The 24,951-nt window shown below is 47.8% G+C and carries 17 protein-coding genes and 1 other annotated feature; of the genes, 16 read left to right on the top strand and 1 reads right to left on the bottom strand.

The features are described from left to right. The first annotated feature begins 129 nt into the window (after nt 1–129). From hemA to MHB37_RS25500, 15 genes are all read left to right on the top strand, one after another. Nucleotides 130–1,527: a glutamyl-tRNA reductase gene (gene hemA, locus MHB37_RS25570; RefSeq protein WP_076194493.1), complete on the top strand. Its 1,398-nt coding sequence runs from the start codon at nt 130–132 to the stop codon at nt 1,525–1,527. A 5-nt stretch (nt 1,528–1,532) separates the two neighbouring features. Next, nucleotides 1,533–2,360: a cytochrome c biogenesis protein CcsA gene (ccsA, locus tag MHB37_RS25565; protein WP_405168662.1), complete on the top strand. Its 828-nt coding sequence runs from the start codon at nt 1,533–1,535 to the stop codon at nt 2,358–2,360. Nucleotides 2,361–2,365: 5 nt separating this feature from the next. Continuing rightward, nucleotides 2,366–3,013, top strand: coding sequence for a bifunctional precorrin-2 dehydrogenase/sirohydrochlorin ferrochelatase (locus tag MHB37_RS25560; protein WP_405168661.1), 648 nt, complete (start codon nt 2,366–2,368; stop codon nt 3,011–3,013). Nucleotides 3,014–3,835: 822 nt separating this feature from the next. Next, complete coding sequence (hemC, locus tag MHB37_RS25555) at nt 3,836–4,789, top strand: hydroxymethylbilane synthase (protein WP_076129403.1); 954 nt, start codon at nt 3,836–3,838, stop codon at nt 4,787–4,789. A 5-nt stretch (nt 4,790–4,794) separates the two neighbouring features. Beyond that, nucleotides 4,795–6,342, top strand: coding sequence for a uroporphyrinogen-III C-methyltransferase (gene cobA / locus MHB37_RS25550; protein ID WP_340394530.1), 1,548 nt, complete (start codon nt 4,795–4,797; stop codon nt 6,340–6,342). Between the two features lie 759 nt (nt 6,343–7,101). Beyond that, nucleotides 7,102–8,100 (top strand): porphobilinogen synthase, encoded by a 999-nt coding sequence (gene hemB / locus MHB37_RS25545; RefSeq protein ID WP_076129402.1) that lies wholly within the window; start codon nt 7,102–7,104, stop codon nt 8,098–8,100. Between the two features lie 82 nt (nt 8,101–8,182). Then, entirely contained in the window at nt 8,183–9,484 is a 1,302-nt protein-coding gene (gene hemL / locus MHB37_RS25540) for a glutamate-1-semialdehyde 2,1-aminomutase (protein ID WP_370511266.1), read from the top strand. Further along, complete coding sequence (locus tag MHB37_RS25535; protein WP_405168660.1) at nt 9,481–10,416, top strand: RluA family pseudouridine synthase; 936 nt, start codon at nt 9,481–9,483, stop codon at nt 10,414–10,416. Before hemL ends, MHB37_RS25535 begins: the two co-directional genes overlap by 4 nt. Before the next feature lie 331 nt (nt 10,417–10,747). Then, nucleotides 10,748–12,115 carry a LysM peptidoglycan-binding domain-containing protein gene (locus MHB37_RS25530; protein WP_405168659.1) on the top strand — a complete coding sequence of 456 codons (1,368 nt, stop codon included), beginning with the start codon at nt 10,748–10,750 and terminating at the stop codon, nt 12,113–12,115. A gap of 194 nt (nt 12,116–12,309) precedes the next feature. Continuing rightward, nucleotides 12,310–12,593 (top strand) — a binding site (T-box leader). A 102-nt stretch (nt 12,594–12,695) separates the two neighbouring features. After that, nucleotides 12,696–15,395, top strand: a complete 2,700-nt coding sequence (locus MHB37_RS25525) for a valine--tRNA ligase (protein WP_076297113.1) — start codon at nt 12,696–12,698, stop codon at nt 15,393–15,395. Between the two features lie 5 nt (nt 15,396–15,400). Continuing rightward, on the top strand, nt 15,401–16,777 hold the full coding sequence (locus MHB37_RS25520) for a folylpolyglutamate synthase/dihydrofolate synthase family protein (RefSeq protein WP_076129399.1): 1,377 nt from the start codon (nt 15,401–15,403) through the stop codon (nt 16,775–16,777). A gap of 6 nt (nt 16,778–16,783) precedes the next feature. After that, complete coding sequence (gene murC / locus MHB37_RS25515; RefSeq protein WP_036685137.1) at nt 16,784–18,160, top strand: UDP-N-acetylmuramate--L-alanine ligase; 1,377 nt, start codon at nt 16,784–16,786, stop codon at nt 18,158–18,160. Nucleotides 18,161–18,369: 209 nt separating this feature from the next. After that, nucleotides 18,370–19,536, top strand: a complete 1,167-nt coding sequence (locus MHB37_RS25510) for a diguanylate cyclase (protein ID WP_076129397.1) — start codon at nt 18,370–18,372, stop codon at nt 19,534–19,536. 33 nt (nt 19,537–19,569) lie between these two features. Then, nucleotides 19,570–20,727: a GGDEF domain-containing protein gene (locus tag MHB37_RS25505; protein ID WP_076280013.1), complete on the top strand. Its 1,158-nt coding sequence runs from the start codon at nt 19,570–19,572 to the stop codon at nt 20,725–20,727. A gap of 337 nt (nt 20,728–21,064) precedes the next feature. Then, nucleotides 21,065–22,252, top strand: a complete 1,188-nt coding sequence (locus tag MHB37_RS25500; RefSeq protein WP_076129395.1) for a glycosyltransferase — start codon at nt 21,065–21,067, stop codon at nt 22,250–22,252. A gap of 92 nt (nt 22,253–22,344) precedes the next feature. Here MHB37_RS25500 and MHB37_RS25495 read toward each other — a convergent pair whose 3' ends face one another. Next, nucleotides 22,345–23,331 carry a diaminopimelate dehydrogenase gene (locus MHB37_RS25495; RefSeq protein WP_038573038.1) on the bottom strand — a complete coding sequence of 329 codons (987 nt, stop codon included), beginning with the start codon at nt 23,329–23,331 and terminating at the stop codon, nt 22,345–22,347. A gap of 216 nt (nt 23,332–23,547) precedes the next feature. Here MHB37_RS25495 and MHB37_RS25490 point away from each other — a divergent pair, with 216 nt between their 5' ends. Beyond that, a complete protein-coding gene (locus MHB37_RS25490) occupies nt 23,548–24,786 on the top strand; it encodes an SPOR domain-containing protein (protein WP_405168658.1) in 1,239 nt (412 codons plus the stop codon). Nucleotides 24,787–24,951 lie beyond the last annotated feature (165 nt).

The following is a 24,951-nucleotide window of genomic DNA, read 5'->3' as shown; positions in this document are numbered from 1 at the left end:
AAAGTCTTATTTTCGTGTGATATACTTAACACAGTGTTTTGAGATGTTGTGAAAGTGAACGGTATGTAAGATATTAATTTATATAATTGGATTTCAGCAACTTATAGAGACTAGGATGGTGAACTATCGATGCACATCGTCGTCGTTGGCCTGAATTATCGTACGGCTCCCGTGGAGGTTCGGGAACAGTTTGCTTTTGCGGAAAGTGATCTTCCGGCAGCGCTCCATCAACTGATGAAGACGAAGGGTGTGCTAGAAGGGGTCTTAGTAGCTACCTGCAACCGTACGGAAATTTATGTGGTGATGGACCGCCTTCATATGGCTGGTTATTTCATCCGCGGCTTTATGGAGCAATGGTTTGGTGTGAAAAGCGAGCAATTTGCTCAGCATATGTATATTTATGAAGACGAACAGGCGATTGCGCATTTGTTCCGCGTGACTTGCGGCCTGGATTCCATGGTGATTGGGGAGACGCAGATCCTGGGACAGGTGCGGAGTTCTTTTCTCACAGCTCAGGCTGAGGGTGTAACTGGAACTTGGTTCAATCGGTTGTTCAAGCAAGCGGTGACGCTCGGCAAAAGAGCACATAGTGAAACGTCAATCGGCGAGAGCGCAGTATCGGTCAGTTATGCGGCTGTGGAGCTGGGCAAGCGGATTTTTGGCATGTTCACTGGGAAAAAAGTGCTGATTCTCGGCGCCGGCAAAATGAGCGAGCTTACCGTGAAGCATCTATACAGTAGTGGTGCTGCAGAAGTGATTGTCGCTAACCGTACGCTGTCGCGTGCGATTGAATTGGCGGAGAAGTTCTCGGGTAAGCCAAGCACGATTGAAGATGCGTTAACAACTCTAAATGAAGTAGATATCGTGATCAGCTCAACAGGAGCAGACGGGTATGTGCTTACGGCTGATAAGGTAGCGCATGCTATGAAACGCCGCCCTTCGCGGCCGCTTTTTATGATTGATATTGCTGTACCACGTGATATTGATCCTGCGGCGGCAAGTGTGCCGGATGTTTTTTTGTATGATATTGACGATCTGGAGGGCATTGTGGAGAATAATCTGGAAATGCGCCGAAGTGAAGCTGCGAAGATTGAAGTGATGATCAGCGAAGAAATGGATGAGTTCCAACTGTGGCTCAAGACGCTTGGGGTAAGACCGGTGATCCGGGCGCTCCAGGATAAATCGAATACGATTCATGAAGAAACGATGGAGAGTCTGTTCAACAAGCTGCCCGAGCTGGACGAGCATCAGCGGAAAGTGATCCGCCGCCTGACTAAAAGTATCGTGAACCAGATGATGCATGATCCGATCAATGTAATTAAAGAGCTGTCCGGCGGTAAGCAAGGGAATGAAGCTCTTGATTATTTTTCCAAAATCTTTGCGTTGCAGGAACAGCTCAAATCCGATTCAGATGATGGAGACATTGCCCCGGTGAAGCAGTCTAGTTCTGGAGAACGTACGGCTGGCAGCGCTGATTTCTCTGTGCCTAAAACGGCGCTTGCTCCGGCAGGCTTGCTGGGCGGGTGAATAATATGCAACTGCTGAACGGAATATATGACGCCGCTCTGCTGGTCTATGCCCTGAGCCTGCTGTTTGTTTTCTCGGATTGCCTTAAAAGGAGTCCGGGTGGGAAGCGGTTAGGCACGGGGCTTCTTGTTGTTGTGGGTCTTTTGCAAGTTGCAGGACTTGGAATTCGTTTCTCTCAGGAGAAAGGCCTGCCTATTTTTACACCTTATGATTTCTTGTTTTGGTTTGCGTTTAGTATTGTGCTGACTTCGCTTGCGGTGGCTTTTACACGTGGTGGCGAGTTTACGATTTTGCTGCTCAGTATGGCCGGGTTTAGTGTTTTTCTGCTTAATCGGGTGTGGCTGACGGCGGGTGGGCATACGCTTGAGACTTGGAGTGCGGTGTATGGCTGGCTGACGATGCATGTGATTTTGGCAAATATGAGTTTTGCAGCACTGACGTTAGGGACGGTTTTTGCAATATTGTACTTGTTCCTGCACACCAGACTCAAAAGCAAGAAATGGAGCGACCGGATCCGTCGTTTGCCGAACCTGGAGACTACAGATAAATACTCTTATACCGCTATTTTGGTGGGCACTCCTTTGCTGGGAATATCGCTGGTGGTGGCGGGTTTATCTATAGTTTCTGAGGGACGGACGCTTTTATTGAAGGATTTAAAAGTATTAACGACTCTTATCGGTCTTGGGATTTACATATTTTATATTATCTTTAAGAAGTCCGGGCGGAAAAGTAGAGTAAGTATGGCTCGCTGGGCGATTTTAGGATATGCTTTTATTATCTTAAATTTTCTGTTGAATTCTTGGTCTGATTTTCACGGTTGGAGCGGGGAGTGAAGGGCATGACGCGTTATTTACCCATAATGCTGGATTGTGAAGGGCAGCCCTGTGTGGTTATTGGCGGTGGTGTCGTGGCTGAACGTAAGGTGAGCGGGCTGTTGGAAGCTGGAGCGGCGGTTAAGGTGATTAGTCCTTCTTTGACAGATCCGCTTGATTCTCTAGCTGAAAAAGGTCTTCTGATCTGGATGGACCGTACTTATGCTCCCGGAGATCTCCGTGGGGCCTTTCTCGTATATGCAGCCACTAACGATAGGGCGGTTAATGAAGAGGTTGCGCGGGAGTCTAGACGGCTTGGAATTCATGTGAATGTGGCCAGCCATGCGGAAGCGGGAAACTTTATCACGCCCGGAGTGGTTCGGAGGGGACGTTTGACGGTAGCTGTATCTACTTCGGGTGCTGGCCCGCTTGCGGCAACGAAGATCAAAAATGTGCTTGAAAAAGCGCTGGATGCGGCGTATGAGCCATATTTGGATTTTGTGCATGCCATGCGTACCCGGATTAAGGAAAAAGAACCTTCTGCTGAAGTTCGTGGAAGGCTTTTGCGGAAGCTAGGCGCGCTGGATGTGTTGAACGAGATGAGTATGGGTACCTTCATAGCGTGGAGCCCGGAGGATATGGACGCTTGGATTGCTCAGCAACGGGTGGAGTAAAAGTGCGCGTGGACACTGTAAAGATTAGAAAATTGGGTTAGATTAAGATATGAAGTGGATGAGCGGTTTTGAGTAACTATAATGAATGGCTGAGTTGGCTCGTAGTGGCTGGGATGGCGGAATGTAAGGTAAAAATACTGTTGAATTGAGCTTAAGTAGCTGAGATGGTGGAATGTACGGTATAAATCCCGTTGAATTGAGCTTAAGTAGCTGAGATGGTGGAATGTAAGGTAAAAATACTGTTGAATTGGGCTTAAGTAGCAGAGATGGCGGAATGTACGGTATAAATCCCGTTGAATTGGGTTGAAGTAGCTGAGATGGTGGAATGTACGGTATAAATACTGTTGAATTGAGCTTAAGTAGCTTGGATGGCGGAATGTACGGTAACAATGCCCTTAAAATAAGCAACAGTCGCCGAATGAGCTTATGAAAGGCAAAAATGCCTTTAGATTGAGCAACAACAGCCAATTTAGCAACAACAGCCAATTTAGCCAAAAGAGAGGCACAAATGCCCTCTAAATAAGCAACAGTCGTCGAAGGAGTTAAAAGAAAGGCAAAAATGCCTTTAAATTGAGCAACAACAGCCAAATTAGCAAAAAGAGAGGCAAAAATGCCCTATAAATGAGCAACAATCGCCGAAGGAGCTAAATAAAAAGCAAAAATGCCTCAAATTCGGCGGGAATTATCCGAAGTAGCGAATTCAAAGGCAATAATGCCTTTTTTAGAGTGAGAGTAGTTAATTGGTTAGTTTGGGTTTGGATTTCTAGTGCAAGGTTCTGCGGTGAAGAGTAAGAGGCGAACGTTACCAGGAGGAATGGACAAATGCGTAAGGTTATAGTGGGGAGTAGACAAAGCGCGCTTGCGTTGACGCAAACGGGACATGTGATTGCTGATCTGGAGCGGCTTAGCGAGGAGCATGGTTTTGGATTTACTTTTGAAGTGAAAAAGATCGTCACCAAAGGTGACCGCATTCTTGACGTTACTTTATCCAAGGTAGGCGGCAAAGGGTTGTTCGTGAAAGAAATCGAGCAAGCGATGCTGGAAAAAGAAATCGACATGGCGGTGCACAGCATGAAGGATATGCCATCCGAGCTACCGGATGGGTTGATCAATGGTGCTGTGCCGAAGCGTGTCGATCCGCGTGATGTTTTGATCTCTAACGGAGGCGTCTCGCTAGACGAGCTGCCTCAGGGTGCACGCGTAGGCACAAGCAGCCTACGCCGATCTAGCCAGCTCGCTGCGCTGCGGCCTGATCTGGTCATTGAGCCCGTGCGCGGCAACATTGACTCGCGGCTGCGCAAGCTGGAGAGCGGCGAATACGACGCAATCCTGCTGGCAGCGGCGGGGCTGTCGCGCATGGGCTGGCAGGATCGCGTGAGCGCCTACCTGCCGCCGGAGGTTTGCCTGCCCGCTGTAGGGCAGGGCGCACTCGGCATCGAGTGCCGCGCAGATGACGCTGACCTGCGGAAGCTGCTGGCATTATACAACGATGCCGATACGGCATTGACGGTAGCGGCGGAGCGCACGTTCCTTGGCGTGCTGAATGGCGGCTGCCAAGTGCCGATTGGTGCTCATGCGGTGCTTGACACAGCCGCCAAAGCTGCTACCGCTGAGCACAAAGTAATCTCGTTAACGGGGATGGTGGGAACACCGGACGGTTCAACGATTTTGAAAGAAACTTGCACGGGGATTGACCCGGTACAGCTCGGCGAAGAAGTCGCTAAAAAGCTGATTGCAAGAGGAGCGGAGAAGATACTGTCAGACGTTAGGGGATGAGTGGATTGACGGGGAAGGTTTATTTGGTAGGTGCAGGTCCCGGGGACGCAAAGCTGATTACTGTGAAAGGCCTCGAGTGTATCCAAAAAAGCGACGTACTGGTGTATGATCGCTTGGCAAGTCCTAGATTGCTGAAATGCATGAAACCCGGCGGGGAGAAGATTTATGTAGGCAAGCTGCCGGATCGCCACACGATGAAGCAGGAAGAGATTAATCAATTGTTAGTTGATTTGGCTTTACAGGGGAAAACAGTGGTGCGGCTTAAGGGTGGGGACCCTACGATTTTTGGCCGGGTGGGTGAAGAAGCGGAGCTGCTGCGCAAAAATGGGATCTATTACGAAATCGTACCGGGCATTACGTCAGCGATCAGTGTACCTGCCTATGCGGGTATACCTGTTACGCACCGCGATCATGCTTCTTCCCTGTCGATTATCACCGGGCATGAGAGTCCGGATAAACTAGATCATTCGATTCATTGGGATAAAGTAACGAACGCCACAGGAACGTTAGTGTTTCTGATGGGCGTAGCTAAAATAGGTTACATCAGCGCTCAGCTGATCAAGCACGGGCGGCCGCCAGAAACACCAGTGGCACTTGTGCGCTGGGGCACCCGCGCGGATCAGGAGACGCTGACGGGAACCCTCGCCGATATTGAGGCGAAGGTGAAGGCGGCGGATTTTCAGCCGCCGGCAGTCATCGTCGTCGGCGACGTGGTGCTGCAGCGTGAGCAGCTGAAGTGGGTCGAGGCGATGCCGTTATTCGGCAAACGCATCGTGGTGACACGGGCTCGCAGCCAAGCAAGCGAGCTGGTGGATAGAATTGAAGAACTCGGCGGGGAACCCTACGAGTTCCCGGTGATCGAGACGATTATGCCGGAAGGGGCAGAGAAGAAGGCGAAGATTGCAGCGGCGTTTGGCGCGCTGGAATCGTACGACTGGGTATTCTTCACTAGCCCGAACGGCGTGGAGTTTTTTTGGCGCCACTTGGCGGAGCTGGGGGCGGACATTCGCGGGCTACACCGCGCGCGTATTGCAGCGGTGGGGCCAGGCACAGCCGCCGCGCTGGCGCAGCGCGGGGTGATTGCTGAAGAACTTCCGGCAAAGTTTCAGGCGGAAGGTCTGATTGAGACGTTCGGTCCCCAGCTGCTGCCGGGGCAGAACGTGCTATTGCCGCGCGGCGATCTGGCGCGGGACTGGCTGCCGGACAAGCTGAGAGAGCTTGGCCTTCAGGTGACAGACGTGGATACTTATGAAACGGTTGTCACTGGTGAGGATGACGACGAGCTGCTGAAGCTGCTAGAGGAAGGTCGCGTTCACGCGGTAACCTTCACCAGCTCGTCAACCGTGCGTAATTTCATACACATCCTGAAACGGATGGGGCTTGAAGATCCGCTCCCGCTGCTTGCAAATGTGAAAATCGCCTGCATCGGCCCGTTAACGGAGCAGACTGCGGTAGACGCGGGACTGACACCGGGACTCTTGCCTGAAGAGGCAACCATAGATAGTTTGGTGCAGGAGCTCTGCCGCTGGAATGCGGAGACTCAGCTGCAGTAGCGCTCGGATCGAGGATAGAACGAAGCAATAGTTTACTGGTGAGCTTAACTTACGTAGCTTGCTTTCTGGTGGGAAGGTAAAAGCTGATTACTCCGCGGGGAGAGTAGTAGCTGTTCTACGGAGAAAGGCAGTGCCTGCTTAGAAATATAGCGCTCAGCTTATAATTAGTTACATTACAGGCTAGAGTTTGTTCGTAGTTACTAAATAGTTCGTGGTTACACGTGAGTTGGTAGTTATTAATGAGTTCGCGGTTACTTTTACTAACTAACATTTGTTGGTTTACTCGCCGTTATATCTACGCTCAAAAGTGCCACATCGCTACCTTCAAGTAACATATAAATTGAACTCCGAACGTAGTTACATATGGAGTTCGGAGGATAATATTTGGTTGTAAATTAACTGGTATGTAGAGAATATGCAGTAGGTTAATGTGAGCAGATCTGCTTGAGGTTTAGTTGTACTTCATACAATTAAATTTTCTATATATCAGCTAAAGTCGAGTTTAGTTGTAGTATGTGCAATTAAATATCCGCTAAATGAGGAATCTTCGCACTTTTGTAATAAATAACTGTAGAGAATGCAACTAAAGCTTACAATTAGGACAAAACATCGAGATAGTTGCACAAACTACAACTATACGTAGTTAGCCAGTGGTCGGCGGTTTGGTTGTAGCTAATTTAGACTTGGCTGCGGCTAGTTGTAGTTTGCTGCCAGACACATAATTTGGTTTTATATTTTATTTTTCAGGAGGATGAACAAATGAGCTTTCCAATTACACGTCACCGCCGTTTGCGCGGTTCTGCTGGAATTCGTGGCATGGTGCGGGAGACGATACTGAATGTGCTGGATATGGTACAGCCTATTTTTGTGACTTATGGAACAGGTGTGAAGAATGAGATTAGCTCGATGCCGGGTGTGTATCATTTTTCGCTGGATACGTTAAAAGCAGAAGTGGACGAGATTGCCGCACTAGGCATCCCGGCTGTATTGTTGTTCGGGATTCCTGAGACGAAGGATGCTATCGGTTCTTCCGGTTTTGCAGAGGATGGAATTGTGCAAGAGGCTACTCGCTTGATCAAGCAGTGGTACCCAGAGCTGTTGGTCGTTGCAGATACCTGCCTTTGTGAATTTACGGATCACGGACATTGTGGAATGGTGCATACGCATACGGTGAATGGTGTGGTCCATGGCGATGTTATCAACGATGCCTCGCTGGAGCTTTTGACTCGTACGGCGGTATCCCAAGCAAAAGCTGGAGCAGATATTATCGCCCCTTCCAACATGATGGATGGATTCGTTCACGCAATTCGTGCGGGACTTGATGAGAACGGCTTTGAGCATGTGCCGATTATGTCGTATTCGGTCAAATATGCTTCGGCATTTTATGGCCCTTTCCGCGAAGCAGCGGATTCAGCACCACAGTTCGGGAATCGCAAAACATATCAAATGGACCCTGCCAATCTGCGCGAAGCACTCCGTGAAGCAGAATCCGATGTGCTGGAAGGCGCGGATATGTTAATGGTGAAGCCAGCTCTGGCTTACCTAGATGTGATTCGTACGATTCGTGATCAGTTTGATCTTCCTTTGGTGGCTTACAATGTGAGTGGAGAATATTCCATGGTAAAAGCAGCGGCATTGCAAGGCTGGATCGACGAGCAAGCCGTTGTGCTGGAAATGCTGACGGGCATGAAACGTGCTGGTGCGGACATTATTATTACTTATTTTGCAAAAGATGCAGCCCGCTGGCTGCGCGGCTAATCTTCATCACACCGACATCGCGGCAGCTAATATATGTTTGTACAAGCTTGTGTAACCAAGAAGAGAATAGGAGTGAAGATACATGAGTAATGTGCCAATGGCGCGTAAAGAGGAAGCGTCCCGGAAGGCTTTTGATGAAGCAAAACAATATATTCCCGGCGGGGTGAACAGCCCTGTACGGGCGTTTAAATCCGTAGGTCTGACTCCGATTTATGTGGATCATGGGATAGGTTCGCGTATTTTTGATATCGACGGCAACAGCTTTATCGACTATGTGCTCTCATGGGGTCCGCTGATTATGGGTCATGCGCATCCCGAGGTTGTGAAGGCATTGCAGGAGACGGCGGTAAAAGGGACAAGCTTTGGCGCTCCAACGCTACTCGAAACGGAAATGGCAAAAACCGTTGTTGAACGAGTGGCATCTGTAGATATCGTGCGCATGGTTAACTCTGGAACGGAAGCTACGATGAGCGCGATTCGTTTGGCACGTGGTTACACTGGACGCAGCAAAATCTTGAAATTTGAAGGCTCCTACCACGGTCACGCGGATAGTCTGCTTATTAAGGCTGGCTCTGGTGTAGCTACATTGGGCTTGCCGGATAGCCCGGGTGTCCCAGAAGGCGTTGCAATGAATACCATTACGGTTCCTTACAATGATTTGGAGTCCACTCAGATTGCTTTCGAACGTTTTGGCAATGAGATTGCCGCAGTGATCGTAGAGCCGATTGCCGGCAACATGGGCGTGGTTCCACCGCTTCCAGGCTTCCTGGAAGGGCTTCGTAAATTAACTTCTGACAATGGTTCGCTGCTTATTTTTGATGAGGTTATGACAGGCTTCCGTGTTAATCGTGGCTGTGCTCAAGGCTTGTTCGGGATTACTCCGGATATTACTTGTTTTGGCAAAGTTATCGGCGGCGGACTTCCAGTGGGTGCTTATGGCGGCAAAAGAGAGATCATGGAGCAAATCGCTCCTACTGGACCGATTTATCAGGCGGGCACACTTAGTGGTAATCCATTAGCGATGGCAGCCGGATATACTACGCTCAAGCTGTTGACCCCGGAAGTATATGATCGTCTGGAACAATTGGGTGCACGTCTGGAAGCGGGTTTGAAAAAGAATTCAATTGAGACTGGCATTCCGCTCACTATCAACCGGGTGGGATCGATGGTTTGTCCGTTCTTCACTGAAGGACCTGTAATCAATTTTGAAACGGCTAAGTCCAGTGACACGGATCTTTTCCGTCGTTATTTTGGTCATATGGTAAACCAAGGCATCAGTGTGCCACCTTCACAGTTTGAGGGGATGTTCATATCGGCTGCACATAGTGAGCAAGATATTGATGATACCATTGAGGGCCATTATAATGCCCTGAAGGCCCTTTGAGCATCGGAGCCGGAGAAAGAACCGGTGGTGGCGCTTGGACCCGGCGTGGAGAGTGGCTGGAGGTAACACCCGGCAAAATCATTACTGGAGCCGAGGATACGCAGGCAATGATTGACAAGTGGCTGCTAGAAACTGTAGGTATGCCGGAGAAACTTTATCTGCGGTTACGCCGCGAGGGAGGCATTCAGTGGAAGGGTGACCGGCTTCGGCTGGCGCTTTTTCCCGATCGTGAAGCGGGGCTTGAACCGATATGGGAAGAGCTTGAGGTGTTGTACGAGGATGATTTTTGCCTGGTAGCTCATAAACCAGCTGGGCTGGCGGTACATCCAGATGGCAGTGGAACAGGTGTAACTCTGGATCACCTCGTAGCTGCGCATTATATCACTTCCGGCGAAAATGTGGCTGTGCGCCATATTCACCGCTTGGACAAAGATACAACGGGTCCGGTAATGTATGCGAAAAATGAGTTCGCACAGTTAGTTCTGGACGAGAATATGCGTGAAAAAAGCATCTCGCGGCACTACGCCGCGATCGTTGAAGGCATCGTGCCGCCTGCGCTTAAGGTGATCGATGCCCCGATTGGGCGCGATCGGCATCACGCTGCGCGCAGACGGGTCTCGCCCGGCGGACAATCTGCCGTGACGCGAATCATCCAGCGCGAGGCACTGCATGGCGGAAGCCTGGTGCATGTGCAGCTGGAGACTGGACGGACGCATCAGATTCGCGTTCATCTCAGCCATATGGGTCATCCCTTGTATGGGGATGAACTATATGGCGGTCCGGTTTGGGCTTCCAGCGCTGCCGGCCGCCATGCCCTGCATGGCGAGGCATTGTCCTTCCGCCATCCTTGGAGCGGAGAACAGCTGGAAGTCAGCGATCCGTGGCCGGAGGATATGCTGCAGCTGCGAGAGCTGCTGTCTGAAGCACCCTGACAGATACGTAAGTGGCTAAGGAACAGTAGAATCAGCAAAAGCTGGTTCTGCTGTTCTTTTTCTATTTTTTCAGAAAAAAAACATCTATCCATGTCTTATTAATAAAAGCAGCATATAATACTTTGTTCTTACGAAGTAGTGCATCTATCAGCAGGCTGAAGGTTTGGTGAGCTCTTAAATTCATGAAATTTATTAGCATCCTGTCCGGTTAGTACTACCAAAGTTGTCATGCCTCTCTGTTTGAAGCATATACATGTGGGGAGTAACATTTTGGGCTTATGCTCTGGGCCTGTCTCAGGGTTAGATTATGCCAAGAAGGAGGACATATCCCGTGTTTGATCAGTCCCACGGCTTGCGGTTTGATATTTACGAACGCATTCACCTTTCGGAAGAGCTTCCGGGAATAGCTGAGCTGGAGGAGGTTGAACTACTTCCGGAAATTCAGGTGATTCAGCGGGAGGATCGTGCCGAGTTATATGGTCAGCTGTTGCTTACCGGGCTTTACCGGAGTGAAGATGACCGAACACAACGTCTGGAGCATGCCATTCCCGTGGAAATCACTGTTCCGCTTACACGCGTCAGCTCGATTGAAGATATTGGGGTAGAGATTGAGAATTTTGATATCGATCTGCTCACGATGCGCACTGTGAATATAACAGGCGTATTATCGCTGCGGGGGATCGGTGGTGCGGACCCTCAACCTCAACCAGCCTGGCAGCAAGAGGAGTATACAGTCGCCTATTCTCCTGTGAATGATGACAGGGTAGAAGCTACTACGGAGCTACAAGAACAGGAAAATGATGCACTTTATGAAAATTCTCAGTGGACCTTCGGTGAGGATGCCTCACAGGTTGCTGTAGAAGAACATGAGCATGCCGAAGCGAATGAACAGGAAACAGAAGAATCATTAGTCTCTACTGGAGTCGCTCATACGTCCCCTGTAGTCAATTTCTCATCCGGTCAGGAGAAGGACAAGGGAGCTAAAGCACGGACACATAGTCTGGAGTCCCAAGTTGACGATGCTAAAGCGGGTTTATCCGATTACTGGTTTAAAGCCGAGGCCCAGAACAAAGAGGTTGAGGTGTCTCAGCTGAATCAAGCAAGCAATGTGAGCGAAGAGAACCAACAGTCGGCAGAGGAATATTTTACTCCTAGAGAGACCGCTGTTCCAGCCGTTAGTGCAGATGCAATTCAGGATATCCCTGTATTCGCTTCTGAAAATGAGGCTAATAATGCGCTTTCTAAGCAAGAAGAGAATACTGCGCCGATTAATGAGAATGCGAACGAAGTTTTTGTTTCACAAGAGAGTGTGGCTTCTCATGAGGAGAAACAAGATCTTAAGATCGCCTTGGGTAGTAAAAAAGAAGCAGAAATTCCGGAAAAAGAACATCTCACCTTCTCCTCTTTACTAAGCTCCAGTCGTGTCCGTAAAGAGCAGGAAGCTCTGCAGTCGGATGCAAACACATCTGCAGCAGTGGACGTTCCAGAGGTTGGCAATAATACGGAATGGAAGAGCAGATTCATTGCCAGCGCGGATGGAGCTAACATGTTCCGCAAAGTTCGGCTGTGTATTGTGCAGCGTGAAGAAACACTGGATACCATAGCAGAGAAGTATCAGCTAAGTGCGCGGGAGCTGGTAATGTATAATCGCTTATCCGGGCAGAGTGTAGAGGAAGGTCAAGTGTTGTACATCCCGTAATCGAATCGTGATGCGTACACACATGAATAGGTGAATCCCGATCAGGTATTAGGATCGGGATTTTTGCTGTTTCATTGTTGGAAGGGATGCTTCAGAAGAAATAAGTCGAAATTCAGCCTAAAGTCCCGCTGCAAAGGCGTATCCAGGTTGACTAGGGGGGGCTCAAAATGTATTATGGAGTAAGCAATATCTAAGTAAAGACTGGGAACGGGAAGAGTAGGCGGTCAGCCCTTCAGAGAGCGGAATTGCAAGTGCTGTGACATTCCGTAGGAAACAGCCCCCGAAGTCGCCCCGGAGTCGCCCTTCTGAGCTTATCTTCATACCTGTGAAGGATAAGTTAGGTTGTGGCCGGTAGCAGCCGTTATCTGTACGAGTGTCGCGCTAAGCTTCTGAATCCGTAGGGTAAGAAGTGTAGTTTTATTTTTCATTGGCGCGAAACAAAGGTGGTACCGCGAAAGAATGACCTTTCGTCCTTTGAGACGAGGGGTCTTTTTGTTTTTTTCAGAGACCTGTGTGCTCTATACAGCAACTTATTAACAACTATAAGCAACTACAAGTAAACTAGTGGAGGTATCAGAGAATGGCTGACCAAAACCATCTAACAGCGGCAGATGCTGCTGCTACGAATGAATCTAAAAACGAGATGCCAACAACGTATGATCCGAAGGCAGCAGAACAGAAATGGTATTCCTACTGGACAGAGGGCGGATATTTCCGTGCAGGCCAGCGTCCGGATGCTCAGGCCTATAGCATTGTGATCCCGCCGCCAAACGTAACGGGAATGCTGCACATCGGGCATGCGCTCGATTTCACATTACAGGATATCCTGATTCGTACTAAACGGATGCAGGGCTTCGATACGCTTTGGTTGCCAGGTACGGACCACGCAGGTATTGCAACACAAACGAAGGTAGAGCAGAAGCTGCGCGAGCAGGGGATTTCCAGACATGACCTCGGACGTGAGAAGTTCCTGGAGCAGGTGTGGGATTGGAAAGACAAATACGCGAACACCATTCATGAGCAGTGGGCAAAAATGGGACTTTCCCTTGACTACTCCCGCGAGCGTTTTACCCTCGATGAGGGTTTGTCGAAGGGAGTTCGCGAGGTATTTGTTAAGCTTTATAATAAAGGCTTGATCTATCGCGGTAAACGTATCATCAACTGGGACCCGGCGGCTCGTACGGCGTTGTCGGATATCGAGGTTGAATATAAGGAAGTTAACGGTCATCTGTACCACCTGCGTTACCCCCTTAAAGATGGCAGCGGACATATCACTGTAGCGACCACACGTCCGGAGACGATGTTGGGTGATACGGCAGTTGCTGTTCATCCTGAGGATGATCGTTATAAAGATCTGATTGGTAAAACGCTGATCCTGCCGATTATCGGCCGGGAGATTCCAATTATCGCTGACGAGTATGTAGATAAAGAGTTTGGCAGCGGTGCGGTTAAGATCACGCCAGCTCATGATCCAAATGACTTCGAGGTAGGTCAACGGCACAATTTGCCGCAGATCAACGTAATGGATGAGAGCGGTACGATGAACGAAGAAGCAGGACCTTACCAAGGTCAAGACCGGAGTGAATGCCGTAAGGCCATCACGGCGGATCTGAAGGAGCAAGGCGTTCTGATCTCTATTGAAGATCATGTGCATCAAGTTGGACACAGTGAACGTTCAGGAGCGGTTGTTGAGCCTTACCTGTCCACACAATGGTTCGTGAAGATGCAGCCGCTCGCCGAAGCTGCCATCAATGCACAGAAGGATGGTAATGGGGTTAACTTTGTACCTGAACGGTTCGAGAGAACCTACCTGAACTGGATTGAAAACGTACGCGACTGGTGTATTTCCCGTCAGCTTTGGTGGGGACATCGTATTCCGGCTTGGTATTCTGAATCTACCGGTGAGCTGGTTGTGGCGAATGACGAGGAAGAAGCGCGCCGGATCAGCGGCTTAACCGACCTGAAACAGGACGAGGATGTGCTGGATACTTGGTTTAGCTCCAACCTCTGGCCGTTTGCAACCCTAGGCTGGCCGAATGAAGACAGTGCAGATTTCAAACGTTACTATCCGAACGATGTGCTTGTAACAGGCTACGATATTATTTATTTCTGGGTAGCGCGGATGATCTTCTCGGCACTGGAATTCACCGGAGAGAAACCATTCTCGGACGTATTGATGCATGGTTTGGTACGGGATGCTGAAGGACAAAAAATGTCCAAATCACTCGGCAACGGTGTAGATCCGCTTGAGGTTATCGAGAAGTATGGCGCAGATGCTATGCGTTATATGATTTCTACCGGCAGCACAGCGGGTCAGGATTTACGCTTCCGCTGGGAAAAGGTAGAGCAGGCGCGTAATTTCGCTAATAAGATCTGGAATGCGTCACGCTTCGCCCTCATGAATCTTGAAGGAGTTAGCTTCGAGAATATTGACATTACTGGTGAGCTAACTACGGCTGACCGTTGGATTTTACACCGCCTGAACGAAACTTCTCGTGAAATTACGCGTCTAATTGACTCGTACGAGTTCGGCGAGACCGGCCGCCAGCTGTACAACTTCATTTGGGACGATTTGTGTGACTGGTATATTGAGTTCGCGAAGCTGTCGCTTTACGGAACGGATGCCGCAGCCAAAGCGAAGACACAGTCCGTACTTGCTTATGTACTCGACCGCACGATGCGCTTGATCCATCCGTTTATGCCGTTTATTTCGGAGGAAATCTGGCAGCATCTGCCGCATGAAGGAGAGACAATTACTTTGGCTGCTTGGCCTGAGTATGATGCTGCTCTGGAGAACCCGCAAGCGGTAGCGGAAATGAACCTGCTGATGGATGTAATCCGGGCAGTTCGTAATATCCGTGCTGAAGTAAATGTACCGATGAGCAAAAAGGTTGATTTGATTATTAAAGCGAGCAATGAGGAAACGCTGAGCATCATTACTCGTAACGACAACTACATCGGACGTTTCTGCAATACCTCTTCTTTCGAAGCTGGCCTGAATCCGGAAACGCCAGACAAGGTAATGTCCGCTGTAGTAACGGGAGCGGAACTGCTTCTGCCTTTGTCGGGGCTGATTGATATTGAACAAGAAATCGCTCGTCTGGAAAAAGAAGTGCAGACGCTGAACAGCGAAGTAGAACGCGTAGAGAAAAAATTGAGCAATCAGGGCTTCGTGGCCAAAGCTCCCGCAAAAGTTATCGAAGAGGAGCAGGCGAAGCAGGCGGATTATTCCGCCAAACGTGAGAAAGTACTTGCCCGCATAGCAGAGCTGAGAGGATAAGAGACATGGATGACCTAAATCGGGGCGGGAGCACCGCCCCTCTTGCGACATATACCGAAGCGGTTAACTGGATCAAGGGCCTGATTCCTTTTGGAATCCGGCCAGGTTTAGACAGAATTGAGATGTTGATGGACAAGCTGGGAAACCCGCACCGTCGGCTGAAATTTATTCATGTGGCGGGTACGAACGGCAAAGGCTCCACCTGTGCTTTTTTGACAAGCGCACTTTTGCAAAGCGGCTATTCCGTCGGCACCTTCACGTCTCCGTATATTACGAAGTTCACGAACAGGTTCCAATATAATAATACGGACATTCCTGAAGAAACTCTTCTTGAGCTAGTGAATACCCTTCGTCCTTTGGTAGATGAGATTGCAGAAACGGAATTTGGCTCACCAACGATGTTTGAGGTAACTACAGCTGTGGCCATTCTATTTTTTGCGGGTGTTTCTTGTCCGGATGTTGTCGTATGGGAGACTGGGCTTGGGGGAAGGCTGGATGTAACGAACATCGTTACTCCGATCGTGTCGGTGATTACAAATGTCGGCCATGACCATATGGATATTCTGGGAGATACGCTTGAGAAGGTTGCAATGGAGAAAGCCGGGATTATCAAACCCGGTGTACCAGTTGTTAGCTGCGTAAATCAACCGGAAGTCGTGGCTGTACTCAAGGAGAAAGCGGCGGCTTGCCGCTCTACTCTTTATCTTGCCGGAGAAGATTTTAGCTATGAAGCTACTGGAATCCATGGGGATGTGCAGACCTTTAACTTTAAGGGTCCCTTCCGTTCGCTTGAACTTGGGATTGTGATGAAAGGCGAACACCAGATTAGCAATGCGGCGGGAGCCATGATGGTTCTTGAAGTTTTGCGCCAGTATATGGCGTTCATGCTAGAGGATGAAGATGTTCTGGAAGGATTGCGTCATGCATTTTGGGCTGGAAGGCTGGAAGAGGTAAGTAAATCTCCGAGGATCGTACTGGATGGAGCACATAATCCGGAAGGCGCGGAGAGCCTTGCCAAAAGCCTGCCACAGCTCTATAAATACGGTAAATTAAATTTACTTATGGGAATGATGGCAAATAAGCATCATGAATCCTACTTTAAGCATATACTGCCTATAGTGGATACGCTCATCCTGACCGAACCGGATTTCCAGAACAAAATGGACGCGGAGCATCTGCAGGTTATCGCAGAAAGTCTGCGGGATAAATATGCCAAGGAAAACTTGGTAATCATAGTAGAACATAATTGGGGAAAAGCGCTGCAACAACTGAAGTCGATTACAGCGGAGGATGACCTTGCCGTCGTATCTGGTACGCTGTATTTGATTTCTGACGTGCGCGGTACACTTTTGCAGCAACCCGATACTGAAAAAGGCTGGTGACGACTGTTGGATACTACTGAACGTGTGCATTTTATAGGGATCGGCGGCTACGGTATGAGCGCGATTGCCCGAGTAATGCTAGAAATGGGATATACGGTTACGGGCTCCGATGTGGCTGCCCAAGAATTGACGGATAAATTGATTGCTAAAGGTGCCAAGATTTATATTGGGCATACAGCAGAACAAGTAAAAGGTGCGGATCTGGTCGTGTACTCTACGGCTTTGTCCAGCGATAATGTGGAATGGGTGGAAGCAGAGCGTCTTAAGATTCCAATTCTGCACCGCTCACAAATGTTAGCCCGTTTATTGAACGAACGTAAAGGGGTAGCTGTTGCCGGAGCGCATGGTAAAACAACTACATCCTCTATGATCGCACTTGTAATGGAAGAGTGTGAAGTTGATCCTACGTATATTATCGGCGGAGAGATTATGAACGTCGGTACGAATGCAAAGGCAGGACAAGGCGATTATGTAGTGGCGGAAGCGGATGAGAGTGATGGCTCTTTCTTGCACTATCACCCTTGGCTTGGAATTGTCACGAATGTGGAAGCAGATCACTTGGAGAATTACGGCGGAGATTTTAACCGTCTCAAGGCTGCTTATGTACAGTTTATGAACCAGACCCGTGAAGACGGCACTGCGATTGTGTGTGCAGATGACGAGAACGTGATTTCTTTATTGCCTGAAGTGTCAGGTAAGGTGATTACTTACGGCATCAAGTCGAAGACTGCAGATTATATTGCCACAGACATCGTTCTTGGCGACCGTCAGGTTTCGTATACGATGAACCATAATGGCGTAGTATTGGGACAAATTGAACTATCCGTGCCAGGCCAGTACAATCTGTATAATTCAATGGCTGCGGTTATCGCTTGTTTGAAGTCAGGAATCTCTTTTGAAAAAATCGCTGAAGCGATCGTGAAATTCCATGGTGCGAAGCGCCGTTTTCAAGTGCTCGGAGAAGTCGATGACATTCTGGTCATCGATGATTATGCGCATCACCCAACTGAAATTCAGGCGACAATCAGTGCTGCTAAGGCAACGGGGAAACGGATTATTGCCGTATTCCAGCCTCAGCGGTATACACGTACGTTCTTCCTGCTAGATGCCTTCAGCCGCGCCTTTAGCGAAGCAGATGAGGTGATCATCACCGACATCTACTCTCCGGCAGGTGAGAAGCAGATTGAGGGGGTTACATCTGCGAAGCTGGTTGAGCTTATTGTGCAGAACAGTAACGCTGGTGCAAGACATCTGCCAACCAAAGAAGATGTGCTTGCTGATCTGAAACCTCGTATTGCCCCAGGTGACCTAGTGATTACGATGGGCGCAGGCGATATCTGGAAGGTTGGATACGCATTGGCGGACGGCTTGAAGAAGCGTTAATACAAACACAGGCCTACACGAGAATATTCATATTCTCTTGACCATAGCACTTCCCCCCGAGCTCCGTGCAGGGGGAAGTGCTTTTTTGTATACTTAAGCGGTGTATGTACATTCTAAAAAATGAAATAAATAGGGTATTTGCTGAACCAGCCATTGAGTGCTATAGTGCTGTCAGTAGAGGATCAATTTTTCCGTGTAGGTGGTGACTCATGGACTCCCAGCTTGATATCAAAACGTTAGTGTATTTATTTATTTTTGGAAATCTATTTATATTGCTGCTGATAACCAATTACCGGAGGAGCGCTCCTAAAGACAGGGCATCCACCTTATTCATACGCTCCAAGGCGGTGCAGCTGCTCTTCTGGTGTTCATTATTATTATGGGGTCATATCCCCCGCGCTTTATCCATTCCACTTAGCAACGCTTTGATTCTTTTAGGCTGCTGTCTGGAGATTATTGCTTTATTGCTGATGATGGGAATCCTTGGTCAGCGGATAAAGTTGTATTACATAACGCTTTCCATACTTAGTTCGATTACTTTTAGTATTGTTGCGATCTTCTTTCATCATTCCAGCTGGCGCATAGCCTGTACCTCATTATGGTCAATACTGTTTATTGTCTATCCAGCTTACCACCTCACGGTGAACCCCAAAGGCACCCCTCTTCAGAAGATACTCGGAATATTGTTTTACGCTTTTGCAGGGATTATGCTGCTCCGCGCGATTGTTGCATTGATCTGGGAGCCAGAGATGAACGTGTTCACAACTAATCTTTCGCAGTATTTATATTACCTGGGGATGTATTTATTGTTGATTGTGGGAGCCGCAGGCTTTATTCTACTTTCTAACGAGCATTCCTTTGTAAAACTGAAACGAATCGCTAGCTACGATGATCTGACTGGAATCCTTAACCGTGGAGCATTTCTTGAGGAAGCTGAGGTTCGGCTTGAGAAGGCAGTTGCTGAGCAAGAGTACTTTTCGTTTATGCTGCTGGATTTGGATCATTTCAAAGAAATCAATGATACATACGGCCATGATACCGGCGATGTTGTTCTGGAAGAATTCGCATTGACGATTAAGGACAACCTCGAAAACAGCGATTTATTTGGCAGGCTGGGCGGCGAGGAATTTGCAGTTATCCTTTGCGGGCTGGATGAAGCTAGCTGTGACCGGAAAGCTGAAGTGTTACGAAAGGCAGTAATGAAGACGCCTACACAAAAACTTTTACAAGGCTATACAGTTAGTATAGGTGTAATTACAATCATACCGGATCAGGAGATTTGGATAAATAAGCTGTACAAGCTGAGCGATAAAGCGTTATACCAAGCCAAACAAGAAGGAAGAAACCGAGTGGTCAGATACAATTATATTTATTGAGCTTAGAGAATACAGGGGGTGAAATTCACTAACATGCATCTGGATCTCAAGACACTGCTGGTCTGCCTCTTTATGTGGCAATCCTTTACGGTATTGCTTATTGTCGTCTATCGTTTGCGTTACGCGCAGGAACGGACTTCTACCTTGTTTGTCACGGCAAAATATTTGCAGCTGGCAGCTTTAATTCTCCTTTTGCTGAATGATTTCACAGACTCACGACTTCCCATTCCAATCAGTATGCTGCTTGCTTTAGCTGGAGGTACGCTGGAAAGCTTAGCGCTTCTGATGCTTCTCAGAGTTTTTGGGAGTAGGATTGAACGATATTATACGATCCTGTTCGGAGTATCCATTGTCATCGTAGTGCTACTGCATATAATTATGCCAGATGAGCGGTTGGTTATGGCTGCAACTTGTCTATTTGGGATTATGATCTTAGCGTTGCCAGCTTATATATTAGCTGTGAAGATTAGAGAGACCTCTCTCCAGCGAACCATAGGATTGTTGTACTTTGTTGTAATTTTAGCGCTGGTTAGCAAGGGACTTGAACCGTTTTATTCGATGTTAGGATGGAATGCACAGACCTCTCACTGGCTGCAGATATTTTTTTATCTGGGGATTTATTTGCTTATGTTCTTAGGAACTGCAGGAATCATGCTGCTTTATAGGGAGGATTCCTTTACAGAATTGGAACGGGTGGCCACTTATGATGTGTTGACAGGTATTTTGAATCGCAGATCCTTTGTACAGCGCGCCCGGCCTTTAATAGCTGCCTCAGCAATGAAGAAGCTGCCGTATTCTTTTTTACTGCTGGATGTGGATCACTTTAAACGCATAAACGATACCTACGGCCACAATACCGGCGACCACGTTCTAAAAGATCTGGCTCATAAAATAAAACAGCAGCTTGGCAATGGTGATCTGTTCGGAAGATTCGGTGGTGAGGAGTTCACTGTGCTGCTGCATAGAGCCGATGAACAAAACAGTGATATGATTGCAGAGCGGATGCGCACAGCGGTTACAGGGGCGGTCATTCATGGTGTGCCCTTGCATTACACGATAAGTGTTGGCATCATCACGGTGGATTCAGGTGAACGATACGCATTGAACACTCTTTACAAACTTAGTGACACTGCATTGTATCAGGCTAAGAAAAAGGGCCGGAACTGTGTAGTTAGAAGCTATGACAACTAAAGTGTCTTCCTTTCGACATTAAGCGAGGGAGATGCTTTTTTTGTATGCAAAGAGTCGTAGTACATATTACCTAACGATTACGAATTCTATCCATAGAGCAATTCATGATTATGTATGGCGTCAAAAAAGGGGTTTTAGTCTATATTTTAGAAAATGTGGCGTTTTATAAGGGGAAATCGTGATGAATTTCTGGAAACTCAGAAAAAAACTTAAAAAATTTTAGACTTCTCCTATAAATCGACAAAACTTTTAAGTGAAATGAGTTACTATTGAACTGCATCTAAAGTTTCAGTTAGTAGATGGGGGTTTTTATTACAAAATACAAGGAGCCAGAGTCATGCGAGAAAGAATGCTGTTCCTATCAGCCCAGAATCAAAGCGCAGAGGATCTAGAAGGAGAAATGAGAACAGGGAGTATTCTCGAGATTTTGCTTGGGAAATTTGATATAGATTTGCTGACGTACGGCAGTGCCAACCAAACCGTATCTATAAATGAGCGGACGGCACTTACGGTTCATAACATTAATGAAGATTATACGACCTGGAGGCCAATGCTGCGCCCCTTACATAAACTGCGGAATTTCTCGAACTTAAGTCATATAGATAAAGATATGAAGAACACTATTTTGGAGCTTTGCCGTTCCAATAATTATAAGCATGTATTTATATCGCATGTCCTACTGGGAAAATGCATTGATATGGTGCGGAACTTGCTTCCAGAAGCCAGTGTGATCACAGATACCTATAGTTTTGCAAACGGAAGCGGAGGATCTGCCGGAGAGACAGGAAAGTTAAGCAGGAAGAATCCATATAATAAACTCAATGCCGCTTGGGATCGTAGGAATAAACGGCGATTAATGAATAAAACGGGTCTACTTTTAGCAACCTCGGAATGGGATGCACTAGCGTTCAAATCTCTATCATTTGCGGATGCCCGTAAGGTTCATGTTGTCCCCCATTTCATTAAGATGAATGAGTATGAGACTTTTGCAGAGCCTGTAACTAAAGAAAATTCAATTGTGCTGCACTGGAATATGAATATGAGACTGGGAATAGATGCAGCCCGAGTATTCTTTAAAAAAACCTATCCCATGATTAAGGAGCAAGTGCCCGATATCAAAAGTTATATTATCAGCTCAGAGGTTCACCCGGAGGTCATGACTTTGATTAAGGAAGATGAATCGGTCATAGTCACTGGATCAGTAAATTCCTCTACTGAATACATACGACGGTCTAAAGCTGTTCTGGTGCCCATCCTTGAAGGCTGCGAAGTTTCTAGAAATATACTGGAATCCTGGGCGCTTAAAACCCCGGTGGTTACTAGCTCTATCATGTGTGAGAAGCTGAATTGTGAGCATAACCGAAATATTTTGCTGGCTAATACCTCGGTTGAGGTGGTTGGAAGTGTACTGAATTTACTGAAAAATCCTGAGCTTGGTGCTATTATTGCGGATCGTGCGCATGAGACTTTGTTGAAGAATTACGAAATGAATCATGTTAAGAGTAAGATTCTTAGTCTTGTATAGAGGGTTGTCAGACATGATGCTTGCCGCTCTGGACAACAAATAACCCGCGAGGACCATTAAAAGTCCTACGCGGGTTATTTGTTGACAGGATTTTAGAGCAAGTTGCGGCGCAGTTCTTCTGGTGATTTCGGAGACAACATCCCAAGTGGAATATCGAAAACAGTACGCGCTCCGCTTTGACCTTCTTGACTCATACGCTGAGCAGCTCTGGCATAAGCCACAAGCACACTAGCTGTAAATTCAGGATTGCTCTCCAGCTTCAGGCCGAATTCAACAATTTGTTTCGTGCCTTCTCCTGTTACACCACTGCGAATAACAAACCCGCCGTGCGGAATACCGCTATGCTGAGCTGCCAGTTCTTCTTCAGTGATGAAAGTAACCGTAGTATCATAATCTGCAAAATAGTTCGGCATATTCACAATTTCTTCGCGAATGCGCTCTTGATCTGCACCTGCCTCAGCTACTACAAAACACTCTCTAAGATGTTTTTCACGAGTAGTGAGTTCTGGTGTTTCACCCGCACGGATGGCCTCGATAACCTCTTGTACTGGAACAGTATACTGTACGCCACCTTTAACGCCTTCTACTCTGCGAATGGCATCGGAGTGACCTTGGCTGACGCCTTTACCCCAGAAAGTATATTCTTTACCTTGTGGAAGAATAGCTTCAGCTAGCAGACGGTTCATGGAGAACAGGCCTGGATCCCAGCCCGTAGAAATTACGCTGAGTGTTCCGCCTTGTTTAGCTGCGGCATCAACGGTCGCAAAGAACTCAGGGATTTTGGCATGAGTGTCAAAGCTGTCCACGGTATTAAACATCCGGGCAATAGCTGGTGTCTGTTCCGGCAGATCGGTAGCCGATCCTCCGCACAGAATCATAACATCTACTTTTCCCTTATATTGTTCGACGGCAGAGATATGCTCGAATTTCACACCGGTTTCACCGGCTTCCAGTTGTCCAGGCTCTCTGCGCGTAAAGATCGCAACCAGCTCGATATCTTCACTTTGGTTAATAGCCTTACGTACACCTTTTCCTAAATTACCGTAGCCCACAATTGCTGCTTGAATTTTTTGTTTCAGAAAAAGCCCTCCTAAACTGTAATGAACTAAAATCCTATTTCTAGCTTAACTAGTATAGTGCACACTTTTAGCTCTTTTTATATAGTATATAAAAGTTACATGTAATGTAAACTGAATCCGTATAACTTTCATTATTCATTTGGCTATAAAAATAGCATATCTCTCTATTGTCTATCATATATTTCCATATAGATTAGATGAGGTGAGGTGTTACTGTTGAATAACGGAAGAATGACATTCCGATTTGACGTGAATAAGGACGAGCCTAAGCCAAAACCGCAGGTAGTGGAGCGCTGGTCCAGTGGCGGACTGGGTACAGCTGAAGAATATGCAGAGGAGTTGCGCAAGGAGGTCGGTCCAGCACAGCAGCATACTTGGTTGCAAGAACCTGATCTACGCTCTACGCGTGAGGCACCACGGGAGGATGCTTACGACTATTACTCAGGAACTGTAGATCCACGCCAGCAAGAATGGGACGAACAGGATAGAGATTTCAGAAATACGCAGCAATCGTATCTGCTCTCAGATTTGGTACTGGATGACAGAGATAAATCAGCAGAGGTTTACACGGGAGGTTATGGGGGCTCATATCATACTCGTCGCCCATCGTATTGGTGGAAATTATCCCTGTCTGTGGTGGGGGCCATCGGCACAGGTCTACTGCTTGGGTATGCGGCGCTTTCCTTTTTTTATGGAGGAAACATGGATAGTAGTTCTGGAACCGGGATAACAGATACATTGGCTACTTCAGGGCAGACTTCCGGAGCTAATGATCCAGCAGGTGTAGGAACCTCGGGATTGCCGGTTACGGGCACAGATGATGCTGGCAAAAACAGTATTCCTGTTCAAGTGGCTGCGCAAAGCTACTACCTGCTGCAGTATGGCGTATTCAGTACGCCGGCAGGCGCGGAACAAGCTAGACAAGAGCTTTTGGACGCTGGCTTGGCTGCGGGCATGGACCCTGCTGACGGAAATCGTGTATATGCCGGAATGTCCTCTGACCGTGAACAAGCTAAGCTGCTCAGCAGTGGACTGAAGAATCAAGGGATTGAGCTTTATGTAAGAGAGGTGGATCTTCCCGGAGTGGAACGATTAGGATTTGCCGGAAATGCGGAGGCTGTGAATAGTTATTTTGCGGTGAGTGGACAGTTGCTCAGTGAACTAAGCAGTCAATCCGCTTCTTTACTCAGTGGCGGACAAACGGATGCGGCAGCTAATACCTCAGCTGTGAGTGATCTTCATCTCCAATGGAGTGAAGCTGTTAAAGCTCTGGAGCAAGGCATAACGCCTGAAGCCAAAAGCATTTGCGCAGCGCTAGAGAAATCTATGAGCCAAGGAATTTCAGCACTGAGTGAATATAACAAGAACAAGGCGCAAGCCCTGCTTTGGGAAGTGCAGGAATCCATGCTGAGCTTCTTGACCAGCCAAAAACAGCTGCTGTCTGCTATGAATTGAATGCTAGGATTGCGGATTCAAAATAACAACAAGTCTCCGGGGAATTGGGGGCTTGTTGTTTTTTTCGGAGAAGGGTATCGTTCCGCAACTTTTAGGGCAAAAGGTGGTAAACATTACCGTAGGGGATTTTACGTTTGTATTGATCACCGTTTCACCGTATAATAA

The organism is Paenibacillus sp. FSL H3-0286 (genome assembly GCF_045040705.1).
In the GTDB taxonomy this organism is placed as follows: Bacteria; Bacillota; Bacilli; order Paenibacillales; family Paenibacillaceae; genus Paenibacillus_AQ; species Paenibacillus_AQ odorifer.
This window is presented reverse-complemented; position numbering and strand designations above follow the sequence as displayed.

Coding starts and splice junctions, on each gene's coding strand:
- MHB37_RS25520 (WP_076129399.1), top strand. CDS start 15,401: ATGGATGACCTAAATCGGGGCGGGAGCACCGCCCCTCTTGCGACATAT.
- ccsA (WP_405168662.1), top strand. CDS start 1,533: ATGCAACTGCTGAACGGAATATATGACGCCGCTCTGCTGGTCTATGCC.
- MHB37_RS25500 (WP_076129395.1), top strand. CDS start 21,065: ATGCGAGAAAGAATGCTGTTCCTATCAGCCCAGAATCAAAGCGCAGAG.
- hemL (WP_370511266.1), top strand. CDS start 8,183: ATGAGTAATGTGCCAATGGCGCGTAAAGAGGAAGCGTCCCGGAAGGCT.
- MHB37_RS25505 (WP_076280013.1), top strand. CDS start 19,570: ATGCATCTGGATCTCAAGACACTGCTGGTCTGCCTCTTTATGTGGCAA.
- MHB37_RS25560 (WP_405168661.1), top strand. CDS start 2,366: ATGACGCGTTATTTACCCATAATGCTGGATTGTGAAGGGCAGCCCTGT.
- MHB37_RS25525 (WP_076297113.1), top strand. CDS start 12,696: ATGGCTGACCAAAACCATCTAACAGCGGCAGATGCTGCTGCTACGAAT.
- MHB37_RS25510 (WP_076129397.1), top strand. CDS start 18,370: ATGGACTCCCAGCTTGATATCAAAACGTTAGTGTATTTATTTATTTTT.
- hemC (WP_076129403.1), top strand. CDS start 3,836: ATGCGTAAGGTTATAGTGGGGAGTAGACAAAGCGCGCTTGCGTTGACG.
- hemA (WP_076194493.1), top strand. CDS start 130: ATGCACATCGTCGTCGTTGGCCTGAATTATCGTACGGCTCCCGTGGAG.
- hemB (WP_076129402.1), top strand. CDS start 7,102: ATGAGCTTTCCAATTACACGTCACCGCCGTTTGCGCGGTTCTGCTGGA.